Below are 20126 nucleotides of genomic sequence, written 5' to 3'. Positions count from 1 at the left end.
TCTATTCTCTAATTAGTGTTTTCGCAATCTCTCTTGCTTGTGCATCAATTTCGAGTACATCATCAATATTTTGAATGGTATAAGGCGAAATTCTCTCAATTGTTTTCGAATTAATTTTTGCAATATCCATAAAACTAATTTGACGATCTAAAAATGCTTGTACGGCAATTTCATTAGCTGCATTCATTGCTGTTGTCGCATATTGACCCGCAGCAAAGGCATCAATAGCCAGTTTTAAATTCGGATAGCGATTAAAATCAGGTTCAATAAAAGTCAGTTCTTTGATTTTAAAGAAATCGAGTGGTTCTACTCCAGCAAAAGTGCGGTGAGGATATGCCATAGTTTCTGCAATTGGTGTACGCATATCTGGATTTCCCATTTGAGCTATGACTGAGCCATCAACATAACGCACCATAGAATGAATAATTGATTGTGGATGAATAATGACTTCCATTTCTTCCGCACTTGCATTGAAAAGCCAGCGAGCCTCAATGTATTCTAAGCCTTTATTCATCATTGTAGCTGAATCGACAGAAATTTTTTTACCCATAGACCAATTAGGGTGCGCAACTGCTTGTTCTGGTGTTATGTTGGTGAATTGTTCAAGTGGCGTGTAACGGAATGGTCCGCCAGAACCAGTGAGTATAATTTTACTTACACCTAATTCAGAAAGTGGGCAAAAACCGATTTTTTCTTGTGCTTCTGGCGGTAATGATTGAAAGATAGCATTATGTTCACTATCTACTGGTAAAAGCTTCGAGCCATAGTTTTTTACGGCATCAATAAAAAGCTGTCCGCAGGTTACCAGTGATTCTTTATTTGCCAGTAATACCCGTTTACCTGCTTTAACCGCTGAAAGAGTCGGTAACAATCCTGCTGCACCAACAATCGACGCCATTATCTGATCGGCATCTGGGTGTGCTGCGAGTTCGCAAATAGCTCGTCGTCCTGCTAATACTTTCGTTGGAATATGATGCGCAATTAATTTTTCACGTAAAATTTTAGCCGCATTTACATCATCAAGAGCCGCAAAGTGCGGTCGGAATTTGATACATTGTTCAAACATTGCTTCTACATTTTTTCCGCCGACGAGTGCAAATGCATGATATTTCTGAGGGTTATTTTCGATAACAGAAAGGGTACTCTTACCGATTGATCCCGTTGAACCAAGAATGACAATGTTTTGTTTTTGCATAGAATCTTTACCGCACTTTGTTGATTATATTTTCATTGGTACGTCTAAATTCGCATACCTAATAAAATAAAGGCAGACAAAACTGTCTGCCTTTCGTATTTTTTGATGATTAGAAATCCATTAATTCTTTTTCTTTATCCGCTAATACTTCATCTACTTTTTTAATGTAAATATCTGTGATTTTTTGGATTTCTTCTTCTGCTTTATGTTGTTCGTTTTCGCTGATTTCTTTGTCTTTTAATAATGCTTTGATTTTATCATTCGCATCACGACGCACATTACGAATCGCAACTTTACCTTGTTCACCTTCGCCTTTTACGATCTTGATTAAATCGCGACGACGTTCTTCTGTTAATGGCGGAAGCGGAACACGGATTGTGGTACCCGCTGAAGATGGGTTTAAACCTAAATCTGAGGTTAAAATTGCTTTTTCTACCGCAGAGATTAAAGAACGATCAAAAACAGTTACGGCTAAAGTACGCGCATCTTCTGCCACTACGTTTGCTAATTGGCGAAGTGGGGTCGCCGCACCGTAATATTCAACTTGAATTGCATCAAGTAAACTCGGTTGAGCACGACCAGTACGAATTTTTGAAATATGACCTTTTAATGCTTCAAGGCTTTTTTCCATACGATCTTGAGCATCTTTTTTAATTTGGTTAAGCATTGCATTGTCCTTTTTAATTGATGAAAGTTAGAACGCCGTGATTTTACTGGATTTTTTTAAATTTTTGAATACATTTATCAGCTTGAAAACAGATAAAAAATGACCGCACTTCAGTTACCCAAAGTGCGGTTAATATTTTTAGTATTTTTAATTAAGCTTTAGGACCAGCTGCAATTAAAGCTTTGCCTTCTTCGTTAGTTGCATATTTAACAAAGTTTTTCACAAAACGACCTGCTAAGTCTTCAGCTTTTGATTGCCATTGTGCTTTATCTGCGTAAGTATCGCGAGGATCTAAGATTGCAGAATCTACACCTGGTAATGCTTTAGGAATTGCTAAGTTGAAGATTGGCAATTCGCCCATTTCAGCTTTTTCAATTGAGCCATCTAAGATTGCATCAATGATTCCGCGAGTATCTTTGATTGAGATACGTTTGCCTGTGCCATTCCAACCAGTATTCACTAAGTAAGCTTCAGCACCTGCTGCTTGCATACGTTTTACTAACACTTCTGCATATTGAGTTGGATGAAGCGTTAAAAATGCTGCACCGAAACATGCTGAGAAAGTTGGCGTTGGTTCAGTAATACCACGTTCAGTCCCTGCTAATTTCGCTGTGAAACCAGATAAGAAGTAGTATTTAGTTTGTTCTGGTGTCAATTTAGATACTGGTGGTAATACGCCAAATGCATCTGCAGTTAAGAAAATCACTTTAGTTGCGTGACCTGCACGAGAAACTGGTTTTACAATGTTATCGATGTGATAAATTGGGTAAGACACGCGAGTGTTTTCTGTTTTTGAACCATCATCGAAATCAACAGAACCATCTGAACGAACAACCACGTTTTCTAATAATGCGTCGCGACGGATAGCGCGGTAAATATCTGGTTCATTTTCTTCTGAAAGATGAATGGTTTTCGCATAACAACCACCTTCAAAGTTAAAGATACCAACATCATCCCAACCGTGTTCATCATCTCCGATTAATTCACGTTTTGGATCCGTTGAAAGGGTTGTTTTACCTGTGCCAGATAAGCCGAAGAAGATTGCTACATCGCCATCTTTACCAACGTTAGCTGAGCAGTGCATTGCACCAACACCTTTGAGAGGTAGGAAGTAGTTCATCATTGAGAACATACCTTTTTTCATTTCGCCGCCGTACCAAGTACCGCCGATTAATTGAATGCGTTCAGTCAAGTTGAAAGCAACAAAGTTTTCTGAATTTAAACCTTGTTCTTTCCAGTTTGGATTGGTTACTTTAGAACCGTTCATTACAACGAAATCTGGTTCAAAATTTTTGAGTTGTTCTTCAGTTGGGCGAATAAACATATTTTTTACAAAATGTGCTTGCCACGCTACTTCAGTGACAATACGTACTGCAATACGGTCGTGTTCGCTCGCACCACAGAAACCATCAACTACAAATAAGCGTTTACGAGAAAGTTGGTTAGTTACCAAGTCTTTTAAGCTTTGCCATGTAGCTTGGTTCATTGGCTTGTTGTCGTTTTTTGCTGTTTCAGATGTCCACCAAACAGTATCTTTTGTTTTTTCATCTAACACGATATATTTATCTTTTGGAGAACGACCTGTGAAGATACCTGTATCTACTGCCACTGCACCAGTCGTAGTTAAAGTACCTTTTTCAAAGCCTTCTAAGCCTGGTTTAGTTTCTTCTTCGAACAATTGCTCGTAGCTTGGATTGTAAACAACTTCTTTTACGTCATAAATGCCAAGAGCTTCAAGTTCTTTTACCACTTTATTTAAGTCTGTCATAAGTCACCTCTAATATATAAGATTAAAATTTAACTGTGGCTTATTATAATGGATGTCAATATAAAAAAATGTTAAGTAGATCTCATTTTTAAACATTTTTTTAAGAACTTTACCTCTTTTTAGTGATATTGTGATATAGAGCAAAAATCCCGACATTGTGTCGGGATTGTTTTTAAACTCTTGTTGATTTTAATTTTTCAATCGCTTCTTTATTAAAGAAGTAGTGTGTACCACAACACTCACATTGCATATCAATACTGCCTTTATGTTCGGCTAATATTTCGTCAATTTCTTCATCAGAGATGAGCAGTAATGCAGAACTAGAACGCTCAGCAGAGCAGCCACAGAAAAATTGTACATCTTGTGCTGGATAAAGATTGACGGTTTCTTCGTGATATAAACGATAGAGTAACTCTTCTGCAGGGAGACCAAATAATTCTTCATCTTTTACTGTTGCTGCGAGCGTAGTTAAATGCTCAAAATCTTCTGGTGTACCAGAACCATCAGGCATAATTTGTAATAACATACCTGCTGCCACTGGCTTGCCTTCATATTCTCCAGTACGAATAATTAATTGAGTTTGAAGCTGTTCTGAGCGTACAAAATAATCTTCTAAGCATTCCGTGATCGTGGGTTTATCCAAGCTAATTACACCTTGATAGCGTTCGCCTTCTTTTGGTGCAATAGTAATGACCAATACGCCTTTACCAATCATATTATGCAGACTCATATTTTCAGTGATGTTGCCATCCACTCGAGCAAGGGCGCGGATTTGTTGTTGATCATTACCATTTACTAATGCTAAGCGTAATGGGCCATCGCCTTGAATTTGTACGGTAATATTGCCGGCAAATTTTAGTGTGGCAGTGAGTAAATTAGTCGCTACCATCATTTCTCCCAATAAATCCTGTACTGCTTTAGGATACTGATGGGTATTTAATGTATCAGTAAATGTTTTATTTAAGCGAACCCATTCTCCACGAACTGCACGATGTTGGAAAAGATAACGGTAAAGTTTGTCATTGTCTTGAGTATAGTCTTGTTGATTGGTCATTGATTATTCCTAATTGAGATAAAAAGTGCGGTGGTTTTTTCCGCACTTTTTGTTTTTATCATCTTATTTAAGTGTTTTTGCTTATAAATAGGTGGTACTTAGAGGCTTGTAAAATCCAATGTGATCTCTAAGTTATAATATTAATTAAGCAAATCTTGTTTTGGCTTCTGCAATAGCTTCGGCAACACGCAATGGCGATACGCCACCTTTTGCACAACGTTTGTCTAAGCAAGATTGGAGAGAAAGAATCTCGTAAACGTCATCTCCCACTACTTCACTAAATTGGCGGAATTCAGGGATAGTCAGATCTTCTAATCCTTTGCCTTTCTCGATTGCATAAACCACTGTTTCGCCCACGATATGATGGGAATCTCGGAAAGGTACGCCTTTAGAGACTAAATAATCCGCTAATTCAGTTGCGTTTGAATATCCTTTTAACGCAGCTTCACGAGTACGTTCAACATTTACTTTCAATTCATCTAAGACGAACGTTGCCATATCTACACAGTTTTGCCAAGTATCTAAGGCATCAAAAATGCCCTCTTTGTCTTCTTGCATATCTTTATTATACGCAAGTGGCAAGCCTTTTAAGGTGATTAACATAGATGTTAATGAACCAATTACTCTCCCCGTTTTGCCCCGAATTAACTCACAAGCATCAGGATTTTTCTTTTGTGGCATTAATGATGAACCAGAAGTCACACGATCGGATAGTTCCACGAAATTTGCTTCTCCGCTGTTAAAGATAATCATATCTTCAGCAAAGCGGGAAAGATGTGCCATACTAAGAGAGGCGATAGAAAGTAATTCTACGATATGATCGCGATCAGAGACGCTATCTAAGCTATTTCTAGTTGCGAAAGCAAAACTAAGATCGTGCGCAAGTGAATCACGATCTACAGCATAAGCCGTACCAGCCAGCGCACCACTACCAAGTGGACAAGTATTCATACGATTATACGCATCTGTTAAACGTGAATAGTCGCGGTCGAACATTTCCACATATGCCATACACCAATGGGCAAAAGTGATTGGTTGAGCTCGTTGTAAATGGGTGTAGCCAGGCATTACTGCTTGTTGTGTGTTTTCTGCGGTTTGAACTAAGTGGCGTTGCAAATTACGCACGGATTCTTGTAATTCAACCACACGCTGTTTGCACCACAGTTTTATATCTACTGCCACTTGATCGTTGCGGCTACGACCAGTATGTAATTTTTTACCAAGGTTGCCTACTTTATCAATTAGCTTACTCTCAACCCAACTATGAATATCTTCAGCATCATCTTGTAAAATTGCTTGCGGATTTGACCGCACTTCAACAAGTAATTCATTTAGTGCTTGCTCAAGTTGATGCTGTTCTTCAACAGTTAATACATTCACTTTTACTAAGGCCTTGGACCAGCCAATTGAGCCTTGAATATCCTGTTCTGCCAAACGATAGTCAAAACGTAATGAGTCATTAAAATCTTTAAAACGCTTATCTGCGGCTTGTGTAAAACGCCCACCCCAAAGTGCCATAATTTTTCCTTTTTGTTTTAATTAATTATTCTATTATTGTGCATATTTATTCATAAAGCAATATTCTATATTAATAATAAAACAAAAATGGACAAAATCTTTCATTTTGTCCATTTTATTTGTATTAGTGCTATTTATAGCGTTTTTGCCAAATTTTTGATAAAGGATTTAAATTCTTTACCTAATTTTTCGTGACGAATACCATATTCTACGAAAGCTTCCATATAACCAATTTTATCGCCACAATCAAAAGTTTCCCCTGTCATATGAAATGCTTCAACGGTTTCTTTTTCAATGAGCATATCAATAGCATCGGTTAATTGGATTTCATCGCCAACACCAATTGGTGTTTTTTCTAACAAATCCCAAATTGCTGCTGAAAAAACATAACGCCCAACCACAGCAAGATTTGATGGTGCGTCTTCAATAGAAGGTTTTTCAACAATACTATTAATTTTTGCACTTTCGCCGCCATTAAGCTCAATGCCACCACAATCTGCAACACCATAGCTACTCACATTTTCTTGCGGAACTGGGGTTACCATAATTTGGCTTGCGCCAGTTTCATTAAAGCGTTGAATCATTGCAGCAAGATTTTCTTTTTTCTGATCTGCACTAAATTCAGCTAATAATACATCTGGTAACATAACGGCAAAAGATTCATTTCCTACTAAAGGACGACCGCATAACACGGCGTGACCTAAACCTTTCGCATTACCTTGACGAACGTGCATAATGGTTACATTTTTTGGACAGATAGAACGAACTTCTTCTAGAAGCTGACGCTTCACACGTTTTTCCAGCATTGTTTCTAATTCAAAAGATGTATCAAAATGGTTTTCGATAGCATTTTTTGATGAATGTGTTACCAGCACAATTTCTTTTATGCCAGCAGCTACACATTCATTTACCACGTATTGAATTAACGGTTTATCCACCAAAGTGAGCATTTCCTTCGGAATCGCCTTCGTGGCGGGCAACATACGTGTGCCAAGACCGGCGACAGGAATAATTGCTTTCATATTATTATATCCATTGTTTAACTAAGAGGAACCTAAATAGGGTTCATCTTTCGTTTGTTTAATTCGTTGGTAAATTTCTTCTCGGTGAACGGATACTTCTTTAGGTGCTTCAACACCGAGTTTAACTTGGTTTCCACGTACACTCAAAACCGTGATAGAAATATCATCTCCAATAAGTACACTTTCGCCAACTTTACGAGTTAAGATTAACATCTTTTATCTCCTTAGTTTGCATTTATTAGATATCCTATCAATCAAGGAACGGTTGGCATTCCACCAACCAGCTTGTACTACAGATTTTTGTTTAACCAGTCTTGTGCCACTTTAATTGCTTGTGCCACATTTTCTGGTTGGGAACCTCCTGCCATTGCCATATCTGGACGGCCACCGCCTTTTCCTCCAACTTGTTGAGCCATTAAATTAACAAGTTCTCCAGCTTTTATTTTGGCGGTTAAATCATTTGTCACTCCAACGACGAGATTAACTTTTTCATCTAATATTGATGCAAATGCAATTACGCCTGATCCGAGTTGATTTTTTAAATCATCGACCATTACGCGTAATGATTTTGTTTCTATACCATCTAATTGTTGTGCAATAACAGAAACACCGTTGATTTTGACCGCACTTTTTACAAAATCAGAACCAGCCTGCATTGCGGCTTTTTCTTTTAGACCTTGTAATTCTTTTTCCACTTTCTTCGTTTTGTCTTGAAGTTGTTGGATTTTTTCCACTAAGGTATTTACGTCTGATTTTAATAAGTCTGCGCTTTGGGTCAGAATGCGTTGTTGATTATGTAACCAGTCAATGGCATTTTGACCTGTTACAGCTTCAATACGACGAATGCCTGCAGCCACTGCGTTTTCAGTAATAATTTTAAATAAACCAATATCGCCTGTGCGTTTTGCGTGAATACCGCCACACAGCTCAATTGAGAAATCGCCCATCGTTAATACACGAACCTTATCGCCATATTTTTCGCCAAAGAGAGCCATTGCTCCTTTCGCTTTTGCGGAATCAATATCCATAATATCCGTTTGAACTGGAAAGTTAGCGCGGATTTTTTGGTTTACTAATGTTTCAATTTCACTCAATTGCTCTTTGGTAATGGCTTCTGGTTGCGCAAAGTCAAAACGTAAGGCTTTATCTGAAACAAGCGAACCTTTTTGCACAACGTGTAAACCTAGAATTTGACGTAAGGCAGCGTGCAATAAGTGTGTCGCTGAGTGATTGAGTGATGTGTTGTGGCGACGTTTAGCGTCCACAATCGCATTCACTGATTGTCCAACTTTTAAACTTCCTTGCGTTAATTCCCCAATGTGTCCAAATACTTGCCCATATTTTTGGGTATCTTTCACATTAAAGGTTACACCTTGTGTGCTTAAATATCCGCTATCGCCAATCTGACCACCTGATTCTGCATAAAATGGCGTATTTTCTAAAATAACGACCGCACTTTGACCTACTTCGATACTTTCCACTGATTTACCATCATAGAAAAGTGCGGTAATTTTTGCCTGAGATTCTACTTCAGTATAGCCTTCAAACTTAGTTTCGCCATCTACACGAATAACGCTGTTGTAGTCCACACCAAACTGGCTCGCTGCTTGAGCACGAGTACGTTGTGCTTCCATTTCACGGTCAAACGCTTGTTCATCAATAGTAATGTTACGCTCACGGCATACATCAGCCGTTAAATCCAATGGGAAACCATAAGTATCATAAAGTTTGAATGCAACTTCACCTGAAAGAATGCCATCTTTCACTTGAGAAAGTGCTTCATCTAATAAGCTCAAGCCACGCTCTAGAGTACGAGCAAATTGTTCTTCTTCTAGACGTAATAGTTTTTCAACATTTGTTTGTTTTGCTTTTACATCTTTTCCAGCTTCAGCCATTACTTCAATTAGAGTTGGCACGAGTTTATAGAAAAAGGATTCTTTGGCACCTAATAGATGACCGTGACGAACTGCGCGGCGAATAATACGACGTAAGACATAACCACGCCCTTCATTTGATGGGATAACGCCATCGGCGATTAAATATGCACAAGAACGAATATGGTCAGCAATAACACGTAGTGATTTGTTAGTTAAATCTGTTGCGCCTACAATTTCCGCCGTTTTTGCGATTAATGTTTTGAAAATATCAATCTCGTAGTTTGAGTTCACATGTTGCAACACAGCAGAAATACGCTCTAAACCCATACCTGTATCAACAGACGGACGAGGTAATTTTTCCATTGTGCCATCTGCTAAACGGTTGAACTGCATAAACACAACGTTCCAGATTTCAATATAACGGTCGCCATCTTCTTCTGGTGAGCCTGGAGGTCCGCCCCAAATATGATCGCCGTGATCGTAGAAAATTTCAGTACAAGGACCGCAAGGACCTGTGTCGCCCATTGCCCAGAAGTTGTCTGATGCGTAAGGTGAGCCTTTATTGTCACCAATGCGAATAATGCGTTCAGCAGGAACACCAACATCTTTATTCCAAATATTATAGGCTTCGTCGTCAGTTTCATACACGGTTACCCAGAGTTTTTCTTTAGGTAAACCAAGCCATTGTGGAGAAGTTAAATATTCCCAAGCAAAATTAATCGCATCCTGTTTAAAGTAATCACCAAAACTGAAGTTACCGAGCATTTCAAAGAAAGTATGGTGACGCGCGGTATAACCAACATTTTCTAAGTCGTTATGCTTACCACCAGCACGCACGCAACGTTGTGCGGTGGTGGCTCGAGAATAAGGGCGTTTATCCATTCCAAGGAATACATCCTTAAATTGGTTCATCCCAGCGTTCGTGAAAAGCAAAGTCGGATCATTTTCCGGCACAAGTGAGCTACTCTCAACTACTTGGTGACCTTTGCTATGGAAAAAATCAAGGAATGATTGTCTTATTTCTGCTGTTGTTTTCATTAAAAAGAATCCTTGTTACCCATAATAAAATAAAAACTAAATCGCCCTATTTTTGCATATTTTTGAAATTTATAAAAAGGCTTTTTGCCAAAACCCCAAAATAAAACCGCACTTCACGACGCTATTTGAGAAGTGCGGTTAAAATTTAAGTTATTTCAGATTATTCAAAAAACAATTTCTTGTTAATTATTCATCTCTAAGCGGAACAACCAACATATCAATTTTAATCGTATTCATCACTTGACGTGTTGAAGACATTAACTTACTCCAAAAATCCTGATGATGTCCCGTCACTAATAAATCCACATCATATTGTTCGATGGCATCACTTAAAACTTGTCCTAAATCGCCGCTGCCACTCAATTTTTCTGAAATTGGATAATCCACACTTTCAGCTAAATCTAATAAGGCTTTTTGTGTTTCCGTGGAAATCCTGTCTTGCATTGAAGACATATTCACATCAATCAATCCAGTATAAAGATCCGAGAAGTTCACATCAACGTGGATGATAGAAAGTTTTGCGTCGTGGCGTTTAGCAATCCCAACTGCTTTTTTAAGTAAAATTGGACTTTCTTCAGAAAGATCTACTGCTACTAAAACGTGTTTGTACATAATCGACTCCTTAACTGATTGGTTCGGTTTTTAACTGGCTCCAATGCTAACATTTTGAGCAATAAAAAACTGTGTACTAGATCACAATTTAAACATTTTTATTAAAAATTCATTAAATTTTCAATGTCTGCAATTTCTTTAGGGACAGCAGCGGTTAGGATTTTATTACCATATTCAGTCATGAGTAAATTATCCTCAATGCGCACGCCAATGCCTTTGTATTGCTCTGGCACATCTGCATCTTCTGAAATATAAATACCAGGCTCAACGGTAATTACCATACCGATTTCGAGTATCCGTTGTTTATCTTGGCCATAACTACCCACATCATGCACATCTAACCCTAGCCAGTGCCCTAATCCATGCATATAAAATTGGCGATAAGCTTGTTGTTCAATAAGTGTATCCACATCTCCTTTTAAGATGCCTAAATCCACTAATCCTTGGGTTTTAATACGAATAACTTCATCATTGGCTTGCTTAATGGAATTGCCCGGTACAAGTAATTCAATCGCACGTTTTTGGGCTTTTAAAACTAACTCATAAATTTCACGTTGAGGCGGGCTAAATTTTCCATTTACAGGAAAAGTGCGGGTGATATCGCCTGCATACATGGCAAATTCACAGCCAGCGTCAATCAGCACTAAATCCCCATCATTTAGTGGGCGATCATTTTCTGTGTAGTGCAAAATACAGGCGTTACTTCCTCCTGCAACAATGGAATTGTAAGAAGGAAATCTGGCGCAATGGCGATTAAATTCATGCAAAATATCGCTTTCAATTTCATATTCAAAGCGATTTGGGCGTGTTGTTTGCATCGCTTTAATATGCCCAAGTGCCGTAATTTGTCCCGCTTGTTGTATTAAGCGGATTTCATTCGGCGATTTTATAAGGCGCATTTCGCTGAGCATTGGTCGCCAATCTAAAATCTCGCTAAAATTCACCGCACTTTCTGACACCAATGTATCACCCCAAGTATGAATTTCTGGCACATGGTAAAGTGCGGTCAAATTTTTCAGTATTTTTGGCAGTACGGTAGCGAACTCTTCAATAGAATAGGCTTCATTTACATTAAGTTGCTGTGGTGCACGCTCAACACCTAATCGGCGACCATTCCAAGTTTCAAGTAACGGATCGCGTGGACGAAGAAAAATAATGGCTTTTTCTACTTGTTCTGTTTTCAGTAATAACAGAGCTGCATTCGGTTCATTAAAGCCTGTTAAATACCAAAAATAGCTATCTTGACGGAAAGGATAGGTACAATCATTATTACGGCGTTTTTCGATTTCAGAAAAAAGCAATAATGCTGAATTAGGTTGCATTTGAGCGAATACTCGTGTGCGACGTTCCTCAAATTCTTCTTTAGGCAATTTAGCCATATAAGCCAATTCCATCCTAGATCTCCTTAATGTAATACAGGTTTGCTCTCAATTTCTTCTTCGTTGAAATGAGAATAGAACAACATTGCAATGGTGCGAACATATTCAATGATTTCTTCTAGTGCTTCCGCTAGTTCTTCTTCATTATCATCTTCATTATAACCAAGTTGGCAAATATCTTGTAAATCATCTACCGCTTCGCCAATTTCACCTTTTTCTTTTGCTAATTCAGGTTGTGCTAAGCCAAGACCAAGTAAGAATTGGTTTGCCCAATCGGATAAGCTATCCGCTTGTGCAAAGACATTTTCATTTTCACTTAAACCAAGTTCAAAGGTAAAGCCTTCAACATCTGATAAGGTTTGACTAATTTGTTCATAAAGTTCTGTAACGGGTTGAACTAATGCTGTTGGGTAAGCGTGATTATCATTGCTGAATTGATATAAGAGCGGTAGCCAACTTTGATCTTTTAATCCACCACAAAGTAAACCGCTTAAAAAGCCGTGTAGTTCTGTTGCATTAAAGCCGATTCCAGCAGATTTAAGTTGTTGGTTAAGGTCAGAATGAGAAATGAGCATAATAGATTTCCTGAGTAAATTTGAAATTAGTGTAAACCTTTGTAAATAAAAAAGCCATCGCTTGACCAATTAAATTAGATTAAGAGGCTGGTGGTGTGTCACAGCTTTTAATGCTAGAAATGAACCTAATTTATAGATCTTGTAATGACATTTTTATTATAAATAATGGTTTATTTAAATTTAAACTCTGTCCATTGATAATATTGTTCGCTTGCTTTTTGAATTCCGCCGTAATTTTGCCATTCAGGATGATTTGGCGTATCTGGTAAACATTGGGTTTCTAGTGCTATGCCAGAAAAATCGGCATATAATTCGCCATTTCTCGTTGGTGTACCTGCAAGATAATTACCCGTATAAACCTGCAATGCAGCTTGCGAGGTTCTTACTTCCAAACTTAAATCGCCAGTTGGAGAGGTTAGTAACACACAAGGCTTTTGCCAAGCCTTATTGACAATAAAGGAATGATCGTAACCTTTTGTTGCTTGCTGATCCCCTTGTAAAAAATCTTGCTTGATGGGTTTAGCAATACGGAAGTCAAAACTTGTATTCACCACGTGCTTTAATGGAGAATTAGGAATCCCCTCATTATCTACAGGCAGATAAAAATCAGCATTTAAACGTAATGTATGTTCACGCACGTCACTGCCTTGCTCTGCATTTTCTAAATTGAAATAGGCATGATTCGTTAAGTTCAATGCGGTATCCTTATCACAAATCCCTGCATATTCAATTTTTACGCTATTATCATCTGTTAGCGTATAGGTTACAGACACATCCACATTACCAGGAAAACCTTGATCACCATGCTCTGACTGTAATGAAAAACACACAAAATTCTCACCGCACTCTTGAATTTTCCAACGACGTTTATCAAAACCCTCTCCACCATGAAGCTGGTGCTTTCCTTGATTACTACTTAATTTAATAAGTTCGCCATTCAATTCAAATTGTGCATTTGCAATACGATTTGCATAACGCCCTACGCTTGCGCCTAAATAGCTTTGATGAGTGGGATAATTCTCTACCTTACAACCCAATAAAACCTCGCGTAATGTGTCATTTACTGGCACTTTACAAGAAAGCCAAGTTGCGCCCCAATCCAGAAATTGAACACGCATCCCATTTTCATTTTGTAGGGTTATAAGCTGATAAGGTGCACCATCAGGCGCATTAAAAGTGGTTTGTTCTAACATCATTTTCTCTTAAATCACTCGCACACCTTGTGATGCGGTACACACATAAAAAGTTTCTTTTAAACCAGTCGTTTTCTCGTAATTATCCGCAATAATTTTACGAACTGCATCGACTTTATCATGCGGCGTAAGTGCGACAATACAGCCACCAAAACCGCCGCCCGTCATACGTGCACCGCCACTTTTGCCAATAACAAGTTGAGCCAATTCAACTAAATAATCAATTTGTGGCACGGTGATTTCAAAATCATCACGCATTGAATCGTGAGATGCTTCCATTAGTTTACCTAAACAAGTCAAATCATTGTTCTTCAATGCTTCTACCGCATCAAGTACTCGTTGATTTTCTGTTACGACATGACGAGCACGTTTTGCTGCTAACGGAGAAAGTGCGGTCAATTCTGCTTCTCTTTTTTGGAATTGCTCAACTGAAACATCTCGTAATGCTTTCGCGCCAAAAAATTTTACTGCCTCTTCACATTGCTGACGGCGAGTATTGTATTCGCCTGTTACTAAATCGTGCGGTACGTTTGAATTCACAATAATCACGGCGACATCTTGTGGCACTGGTGTTGGAATAGTTTCAAGACTACGACAATCGATCATCAGTAAGTGATTTTCCTGCCCAAGCGCAGAAATTAACTGATCCATATTGCCACAATTAGCACCGACAAATTGGTTTTCAGCCTTTTGCCCATTCAATGCAATATCCGTGTGAGAAAGCGGTAAATCGCCAAGTTGTTGGCAGAATTTACCCACCGCAACTTCTAACGCTGCAGAAGAACTTAATCCAGAAGAAAGCGGCACATTACCAGAAATCACTAAATTTGCACCTTGTTGAAAGTGCGGGTAACGTTCTTGGATAAATTTTACCACCCCACGCACATAATTAGCCCATTTGTGTTCACTCTTAGGAATTTCAACATTGAGAGAAAATTCATCAGTTTCATCAAGATCTGCAGCATAAACATTCCAAATATGATCATCTCGTTTTGTACCAGAAACGGCCGTACCAAAATTAATTGCGCAAGGCATAACAAAGCCGTCGTTGTAGTCAGTATGTTCGCCGATAATATTTACTCGACCAGGGGCATAGACGGTAATTTCTGGCAAATTTTTATGCTGTCTATTGAAAATTTGTTGAGCATTTTGGATTGGGGTCATATTTCTATCCTTTATATTAAATCTATACTCGATCTGCACCACTCTTTGCTAAAGCTAAAGAGGGGAACTGACTATATTATTTAGTTCTTTCTTTATAATGAACTTCACTCAAAGCACGTAATCGCTCCGCTGCCTGTTCTGCCGTTAAATCGCGTTGGTTTTCGCCTAACATTTCATACCCCACCATAAATTTACGCACAGTTGCTGAACGCAAAAGAGGAGGGTAAAAATGAGCATGTAGCTGCCAATGTTCGTTATCTTCGCCATTAAACGGTGCCGCATGAAATCCCATTGAATATGGGAAAGAGGTTTCAAAGAGATTGTCGTATTTGGTCGTCAATTTTTTCAAAATAACCGCAAGATCTTTTGATTGTTCGTCACTTAATTCAGTTAAACGTTTTACATGAGTTTTTGGTAGAAGCAATGTTTCAAATGGCCAAATAGCCCAATAAGGTACTAAAGCGACCCAATGTTCAGTTTCAACGACAATACGTTCTTTCAACGCCAATTCTCGTTTTACATAATCAACCAACATTACTGAGCCATGTTTTAGCAAATAATCACGTTGTGTACGATCTTCACGAGCAACTTCATTTGGCAAGAAACTATTTGCCCAAATTTGACCATGCGGATGAGGGTTAGAACACCCCATTGCAGCCCCTTTGTTTTCAAAAATTTGCACCCATTGGTATTTCGCACCAAGTTCACGAAGTTGTTCCTGCCATACTTTAATCACTTCTTCAATCTCAAGTGCGGTCAATAATGGCAATGTTTTACTATGATCGGGAGAGAAACAAATGACTCGACTTTCCCCACGAGCTTGAGAACTTTGGAAAAGAGGATCGGAGGATTTTTCAGGGGCTGGCGTATCTTCTAAAAGCGCGGAAAAATCATTTTTAAATACATAAGGTTTACGATAATCTGGATTTAATTCCCCTGTAATACGCTTATTACTCGGACAAAGATAACAAGTTGGATCATAACTTGGTTTTTGTTCTTCATTGACTTTTTCCTGTTGCCCTTGCCACGGGCGTTTGGCACGATGTGGCGAAACTAAAACCCATTGATCGATTAACGGATTGTAGCGACGATGTGGATGTTCTGTAGGTTCAAAAAGTGCGGTCATTTTGACTCCTGTTTTTTATCAATGTAAGCGATTACATTAATTTATACTAAATTATTGTAAATAAACCGTGATCTTTGTCACAAAATAAGAAAATAAGCAAAATTTTTTATGATTTAGTTCATACTTATGAAAGTAACCGTTTTCAATTTATCGTAAATTATTTATGATCAAAATATAAGATTTATAGATTATAACAAGGAAAAAGTTATGAGTACTATTCGAGATGTCGCTAAATTAGCCAATGTATCTGTCGCTACCGTATCCCGAGTATTAAATCACTCTCTTTCTGTTAGTGAAAATACACGCCTTGCGGTGGAACAAGCTATTGCACAGTTAGCTTATCAACCTAATGCAAATGCTCAAGCCCTTGCCGTGCAGAACACCGATACAATTGGCGTGGTGGTAACCGATGTGACGGATGCTTTTTTTGCGATTTTAGTGAAAGCGGTGGATAAAGTAGCAGAAGCGCATCAAAAAACGATTCTTATCGGTATTGGTTATCATCATGCGGAAAAAGAGCGGGAAGCAATTAATACCTTATTACGTAAGCGTTGTAGTTCTCTTGTTGTACATTCTAAAGCCTTATCTGATGATGAATTAAGCCATTATTTAAATACTGTGCAAGGAATGGTAATCATTAACCGTGTTATTAAAGGTTATGAACATCGTTGTGTCAGTTTAGATAACCAAAAAGGCACTTATTTAGCCACGGAAATGCTTATTCGTTATGGGCATCAACATATTGCATATATCGGTTCAAATCACGCCATTTTTGATGAAGTTGAAAGAAGAAATGGTTATCTTGCCGCATTAAAAGATCACAATTATCCCATCATTGAACAGGCGATAACACTCAATAGTCCAGACTTTGAAGGCGGCGAAAAAGCAATGATTGATTTACTTAGTTATAACAAAAATCTTACGGCTGTCGTTGCTTATAACGATTCAATGGCGGCGGGAGCCATTTCAGTTCTCAATGAAAACAATATCAGCGTACCAAGCCAATTTTCAATTATTGGTTTTGATGATATGCCGATTGCCCGTTATTTGATCCCAAAACTAACCACAATTCGCTATCCTATTGATTTAATGGCAACTTATGCGGCTAAATTAGCATTAAGTCTAACTGACGAGAAAATAATTACACCTCCAGTAGTTCAATTTAACCCTACTTTGGTACGCCGTTTTTCGGTGGAATCGCGCTAATTTGTGACATGGATCACAAATTCATAATTTTTTATGTAATCATTTTCATTTTTGCAAATTTGCTCATAGATTAATTACGATAATTTATTTATGATGTACACAACCTTATCTATCCACATCAACCTTCCAAATAGGAGTGTTATTATGAAAAAAACAGCCGTGTTAAGTACCGTCGCTTTCGCTATTGCATTAGGTTCAGCATCTGCAAGTTTTGCTGCAGATAATCGTATTGGGGTAACGATTTATAAATATGATGATAACTTTATGTCTTTAATGCGCAAAGAAATTGATAAAGAAGCTAAAGTAGTCGGTGGCATTAAACTCTTAATGAATGACTCTCAAAATGCACAATCTATTCAAAATGACCAAGTTGATATCTTACTCTCTAAAGGCGTGAAAGCACTTGCGATTAACTTGGTGGACCCAGCGGCAGCTCCAACTATTATTGGCAAGGCAAAATCAGATAATATTCCTGTCGTATTCTTTAACAAAGACCCTGGTGCAAAAGCTATCGGTTCTTATGAACAGGCTTACTATGTAGGTACTGATCCAAAAGAATCAGGCTTAATTCAAGGGGATTTAATTGCAAAACAATGGAAAGCGAATCCAGCTCTTGACTTAAATAAAGATGGCAAAATCCAATTTGTATTATTAAAAGGCGAACCTGGTCATCCAGATGCGGAAGTGCGTACAAAATATGTTGTAGAAGAACTTAATGCGAAAGGTATCCAAACTGAACAATTATTTATTGATACTGGTATGTGGGATGCTGCAATGGCGAAAGATAAAGTAGATGCTTGGTTATCTAGCTCTAAAGCGAACGACATTGAAGTCATTATTTCTAACAACGATGGTATGGCATTAGGTGCGTTAGAAGCAACAAAAGCGCACGGTAAAAAATTACCTATCTTTGGTGTGGATGCGTTACCAGAAGCATTACAATTGATTAGTAAAGGCGAACTTGCGGGTACAGTATTAAACGATAGTGTAAACCAAGGTAAAGCAGTTGTTCAATTATCTAACAATTTAGCACAAGGTAAATCTGCAACTGAAGGCACAAAATGGGAATTAAAAGACCGTGTTGTACGCATTCCTTATGTTGGTGTGGATAAAGACAACTTAGGTGACTTTTTAAAATAATTTTCCATCAATTTTTGTTGTAGTCTAAGGGGAAGTGGATCTTCCCCTTTTTAAAGAGGTTGGATATGACAGCTCAAACTCAATGTCAAGACAGCCAAGTGCTGCTCACAATGACCAATGTCTGCAAGTCCTTTCCGGGCGTAAAAGCCTTAGATAACGCAAACTTAACGGTTCGATCACATTCTGTTCATGCCTTAATGGGTGAGAATGGCGCGGGCAAATCTACATTACTAAAATGTTTATTCGGTATTTATGCCAAAGATGAAGGCGAAATTCTTTTCTTAGGCGAACCCGTCAATTTCAAAACATCTAAAGAAGCCCTTGAAAATGGTATTTCAATGGTGCACCAAGAACTCAATCTCGTGCGCCAAACTAGCGTAATGGATAATTTATGGCTTGGACGCTATCCACTTAAAGGTCCTTTTGTTGATCACGCCAAAATGTACCGTGATACTAAAGCGATTTTTGATGAATTGGATATTGATGTAGATCCGAAAGAAAAAGTCGCCAAACTTTCAGTTTCTCAAATGCAGATGATCGAAATTGCGAAGGCGTTCTCGTATAACGCTAAAATCGTAATCATGGATGAACCAACATCCTCGCTTTCTGAAAAAGAAGTTGAGCATCTGTTTAAAATTATCGACAAATTAAAACAACGCGGTTGCGGCATTATTTATATTTCTCACAAAATGGATGAAATCTTCAAGATCTGTGATGAAATTACTATTTTACGCGACGGTAAATGGATCAACACGGTAAACGTGAAAGAATCCACAATGGAACAAATTGTTGGAATGATGGTAGGGCGTGAATTAACACAGCGTTTCCCTGAAAAAACCAACGTGCCAAAAGAAGTTATTTTGCAGGTGGAAAATCTTACCGCTAAAAATCAACCATCCATTCAAGACGTATCTTTTGAATTACGCAAAGGTGAAATTCTCGGTATTGCAGGACTTGTGGGGGCTAAACGTACCGATATCGTTGAAGCTATTTTTGGCGTACGTGAATTAATCGAAGGAACGATTAAGTTACACGGAAAAACTGTGAAAAATCATACCGCACTTGAAGCGATTAATAATGGCTTTGCATTGGTTACTGAAGAGCGTCGTTCAACGGGGATTTATTCTAATTTAAGTATTGAGTTTAATTCATTGATTTCAAATATGAAATCTTATCTCACTCCGTGGAAATTACTTAGCACGAAGAAGATGAAAAGTGATACCCAGTGGGTAATTGATTCAATGAATGTTAAAACACCATCACACAGAACTACAATTGGTTCTCTTTCTGGTGGTAACCAACAAAAAGTCATTATTGGTCGTTGGCTTTTAACTCAACCTGAAATTTTGATGCTAGATGAGCCGACTCGTGGTATCGATATTGGGGCAAAATTTGAAATTTACCAACTTATTCAAGAACTCGCTAAAAAAGATAAAGGCATTATTATGATTTCATCAGAAATGCCAGAATTACTGGGTGTGACTGATCGCATTTTAGTAATGAGTAACGGTAAATTAGCAGGTATCGTTGAAAGCGCAAAAACATCGCAAGAAGAAATTTTGCAACTCGCGGCAAAATATTTATAAACATAA

At 38.2% G+C, this 20126-nt stretch carries 17 protein-coding genes; 3 read left to right on the top strand and 14 right to left on the bottom strand.

The features are described from left to right. Window position 1: 1 nt before the first annotated feature. From ispC to galT, 14 genes are all read right to left on the bottom strand, one after another. Entirely contained in the window at window positions 2-1195 is a 1194-nt protein-coding gene (gene ispC, locus AT683_RS00910) for a 1-deoxy-D-xylulose-5-phosphate reductoisomerase (protein ID WP_011272222.1), read from the bottom strand. A 109-nt stretch (window positions 1196-1304) separates the two neighbouring features. After that, the gene (frr, locus tag AT683_RS00905; protein ID WP_005652401.1) at window positions 1305-1862 is read right to left on the bottom strand and encodes a ribosome recycling factor; all 558 of its coding nucleotides are present in this window, start codon (window positions 1860-1862) and stop codon (window positions 1305-1307) included. Between the two features lie 151 nt (window positions 1863-2013). Continuing rightward, window positions 2014-3630, bottom strand: coding sequence for a phosphoenolpyruvate carboxykinase (ATP) (pckA, locus tag AT683_RS00900; protein WP_005648384.1), 1617 nt, complete (start codon window positions 3628-3630; stop codon window positions 2014-2016). Window positions 3631-3802: 172 nt separating this feature from the next. After that, on the bottom strand, window positions 3803-4684 hold the full coding sequence (hslO, locus tag AT683_RS00895) for an Hsp33 family molecular chaperone HslO (RefSeq protein ID WP_005670099.1): 882 nt from the start codon (window positions 4682-4684) through the stop codon (window positions 3803-3805). 144 nt (window positions 4685-4828) lie between these two features. Next, entirely contained in the window at window positions 4829-6202 is a 1374-nt protein-coding gene (gene argH / locus AT683_RS00890) for an argininosuccinate lyase (protein ID WP_011272224.1), read from the bottom strand. A 134-nt stretch (window positions 6203-6336) separates the two neighbouring features. Continuing rightward, window positions 6337-7224, bottom strand: coding sequence for a UTP--glucose-1-phosphate uridylyltransferase GalU (gene galU / locus AT683_RS00885; protein WP_005652408.1), 888 nt, complete (start codon window positions 7222-7224; stop codon window positions 6337-6339). 21 nt (window positions 7225-7245) lie between these two features. Next, window positions 7246-7437, bottom strand: coding sequence for a carbon storage regulator CsrA (gene csrA, locus AT683_RS00880; RefSeq protein WP_005632782.1), 192 nt, complete (start codon window positions 7435-7437; stop codon window positions 7246-7248). 77 nt (window positions 7438-7514) lie between these two features. Further along, the gene (gene alaS, locus AT683_RS00875) at window positions 7515-10139 is read right to left on the bottom strand and encodes an alanine--tRNA ligase (protein ID WP_011272225.1); all 2625 of its coding nucleotides are present in this window, start codon (window positions 10137-10139) and stop codon (window positions 7515-7517) included. A gap of 186 nt (window positions 10140-10325) precedes the next feature. Further along, the gene (gene uspA, locus AT683_RS00870) at window positions 10326-10751 is read right to left on the bottom strand and encodes a universal stress protein UspA (protein WP_011272226.1); all 426 of its coding nucleotides are present in this window, start codon (window positions 10749-10751) and stop codon (window positions 10326-10328) included. 101 nt (window positions 10752-10852) lie between these two features. Beyond that, window positions 10853-12145 carry a Xaa-Pro aminopeptidase gene (pepP, locus tag AT683_RS00865; RefSeq protein ID WP_038440342.1) on the bottom strand — a complete coding sequence of 431 codons (1293 nt, stop codon included), beginning with the start codon at window positions 12143-12145 and terminating at the stop codon, window positions 10853-10855. 11 nt (window positions 12146-12156) lie between these two features. Then, the gene (locus AT683_RS00860) at window positions 12157-12705 is read right to left on the bottom strand and encodes a YecA/YgfB family protein (protein ID WP_038440341.1); all 549 of its coding nucleotides are present in this window, start codon (window positions 12703-12705) and stop codon (window positions 12157-12159) included. Window positions 12706-12875: 170 nt separating this feature from the next. Beyond that, window positions 12876-13898 carry a galactose-1-epimerase gene (gene galM, locus AT683_RS00855; RefSeq protein ID WP_038440340.1) on the bottom strand — a complete coding sequence of 341 codons (1023 nt, stop codon included), beginning with the start codon at window positions 13896-13898 and terminating at the stop codon, window positions 12876-12878. Between the two features lie 9 nt (window positions 13899-13907). Next, window positions 13908-15062 (bottom strand): galactokinase, encoded by a 1155-nt coding sequence (gene galK, locus AT683_RS00850; RefSeq protein ID WP_038440339.1) that lies wholly within the window; start codon window positions 15060-15062, stop codon window positions 13908-13910. Window positions 15063-15138: 76 nt separating this feature from the next. Next, on the bottom strand, window positions 15139-16188 hold the full coding sequence (gene galT, locus AT683_RS00845; RefSeq protein WP_005666161.1) for a galactose-1-phosphate uridylyltransferase: 1050 nt from the start codon (window positions 16186-16188) through the stop codon (window positions 15139-15141). A gap of 207 nt (window positions 16189-16395) precedes the next feature. Between galT and AT683_RS00840 the strand changes: the two genes are divergently transcribed. The 3 genes from AT683_RS00840 (at window position 16396) to mglA (ending at window position 20120) form a co-directional block, all read left to right on the top strand. Further along, window positions 16396-17394, top strand: coding sequence for a substrate-binding domain-containing protein (locus tag AT683_RS00840; protein WP_005652428.1), 999 nt, complete (start codon window positions 16396-16398; stop codon window positions 17392-17394). A gap of 144 nt (window positions 17395-17538) precedes the next feature. Continuing rightward, on the top strand, window positions 17539-18534 hold the full coding sequence (gene mglB / locus AT683_RS00835; protein ID WP_005663075.1) for a galactose/glucose ABC transporter substrate-binding protein MglB: 996 nt from the start codon (window positions 17539-17541) through the stop codon (window positions 18532-18534). A gap of 65 nt (window positions 18535-18599) precedes the next feature. Next, window positions 18600-20120: a galactose/methyl galactoside ABC transporter ATP-binding protein MglA gene (gene mglA, locus AT683_RS00830; protein WP_005652432.1), complete on the top strand. Its 1521-nt coding sequence runs from the start codon at window positions 18600-18602 to the stop codon at window positions 20118-20120. Window positions 20121-20126: the final 6 nt, after the last annotated feature.

Origin of the sequence: Haemophilus influenzae (assembly GCF_001457655.1) — a bacterium.
GTDB lineage: Bacteria > Pseudomonadota > Gammaproteobacteria > Enterobacterales > Pasteurellaceae > Haemophilus > Haemophilus influenzae.
Note: the sequence above shows the minus strand (reverse complement) of the source record. Positions and strands in the feature narration are given on the sequence as shown.

Coding starts and splice junctions, on each gene's coding strand:
- pepP (WP_038440342.1), bottom strand. CDS start 12,145: ATGGAATTGGCTTATATGGCTAAATTGCCTAAAGAAGAATTTGAGGAA.
- csrA (WP_005632782.1), bottom strand. CDS start 7,437: ATGTTAATCTTAACTCGTAAAGTTGGCGAAAGTGTACTTATTGGAGAT.
- galU (WP_005652408.1), bottom strand. CDS start 7,224: ATGAAAGCAATTATTCCTGTCGCCGGTCTTGGCACACGTATGTTGCCC.
- mglA (WP_005652432.1), top strand. CDS start 18,600: ATGACAGCTCAAACTCAATGTCAAGACAGCCAAGTGCTGCTCACAATG.
- ispC (WP_011272222.1), bottom strand. CDS start 1,195: ATGCAAAAACAAAACATTGTCATTCTTGGTTCAACGGGATCAATCGGT.
- AT683_RS00860 (WP_038440341.1), bottom strand. CDS start 12,705: ATGCTCATTTCTCATTCTGACCTTAACCAACAACTTAAATCTGCTGGA.
- hslO (WP_005670099.1), bottom strand. CDS start 4,684: ATGACCAATCAACAAGACTATACTCAAGACAATGACAAACTTTACCGT.
- galT (WP_005666161.1), bottom strand. CDS start 16,188: ATGACCGCACTTTTTGAACCTACAGAACATCCACATCGTCGCTACAAT.
- galM (WP_038440340.1), bottom strand. CDS start 13,898: ATGTTAGAACAAACCACTTTTAATGCGCCTGATGGTGCACCTTATCAG.
- pckA (WP_005648384.1), bottom strand. CDS start 3,630: ATGACAGACTTAAATAAAGTGGTAAAAGAACTTGAAGCTCTTGGCATT.
- AT683_RS00840 (WP_005652428.1), top strand. CDS start 16,396: ATGAGTACTATTCGAGATGTCGCTAAATTAGCCAATGTATCTGTCGCT.
- mglB (WP_005663075.1), top strand. CDS start 17,539: ATGAAAAAAACAGCCGTGTTAAGTACCGTCGCTTTCGCTATTGCATTA.
- uspA (WP_011272226.1), bottom strand. CDS start 10,751: ATGTACAAACACGTTTTAGTAGCAGTAGATCTTTCTGAAGAAAGTCCA.
- alaS (WP_011272225.1), bottom strand. CDS start 10,139: ATGAAAACAACAGCAGAAATAAGACAATCATTCCTTGATTTTTTCCAT.
- argH (WP_011272224.1), bottom strand. CDS start 6,202: ATGGCACTTTGGGGTGGGCGTTTTACACAAGCCGCAGATAAGCGTTTT.
- frr (WP_005652401.1), bottom strand. CDS start 1,862: ATGCTTAACCAAATTAAAAAAGATGCTCAAGATCGTATGGAAAAAAGC.
- galK (WP_038440339.1), bottom strand. CDS start 15,062: ATGACCCCAATCCAAAATGCTCAACAAATTTTCAATAGACAGCATAAA.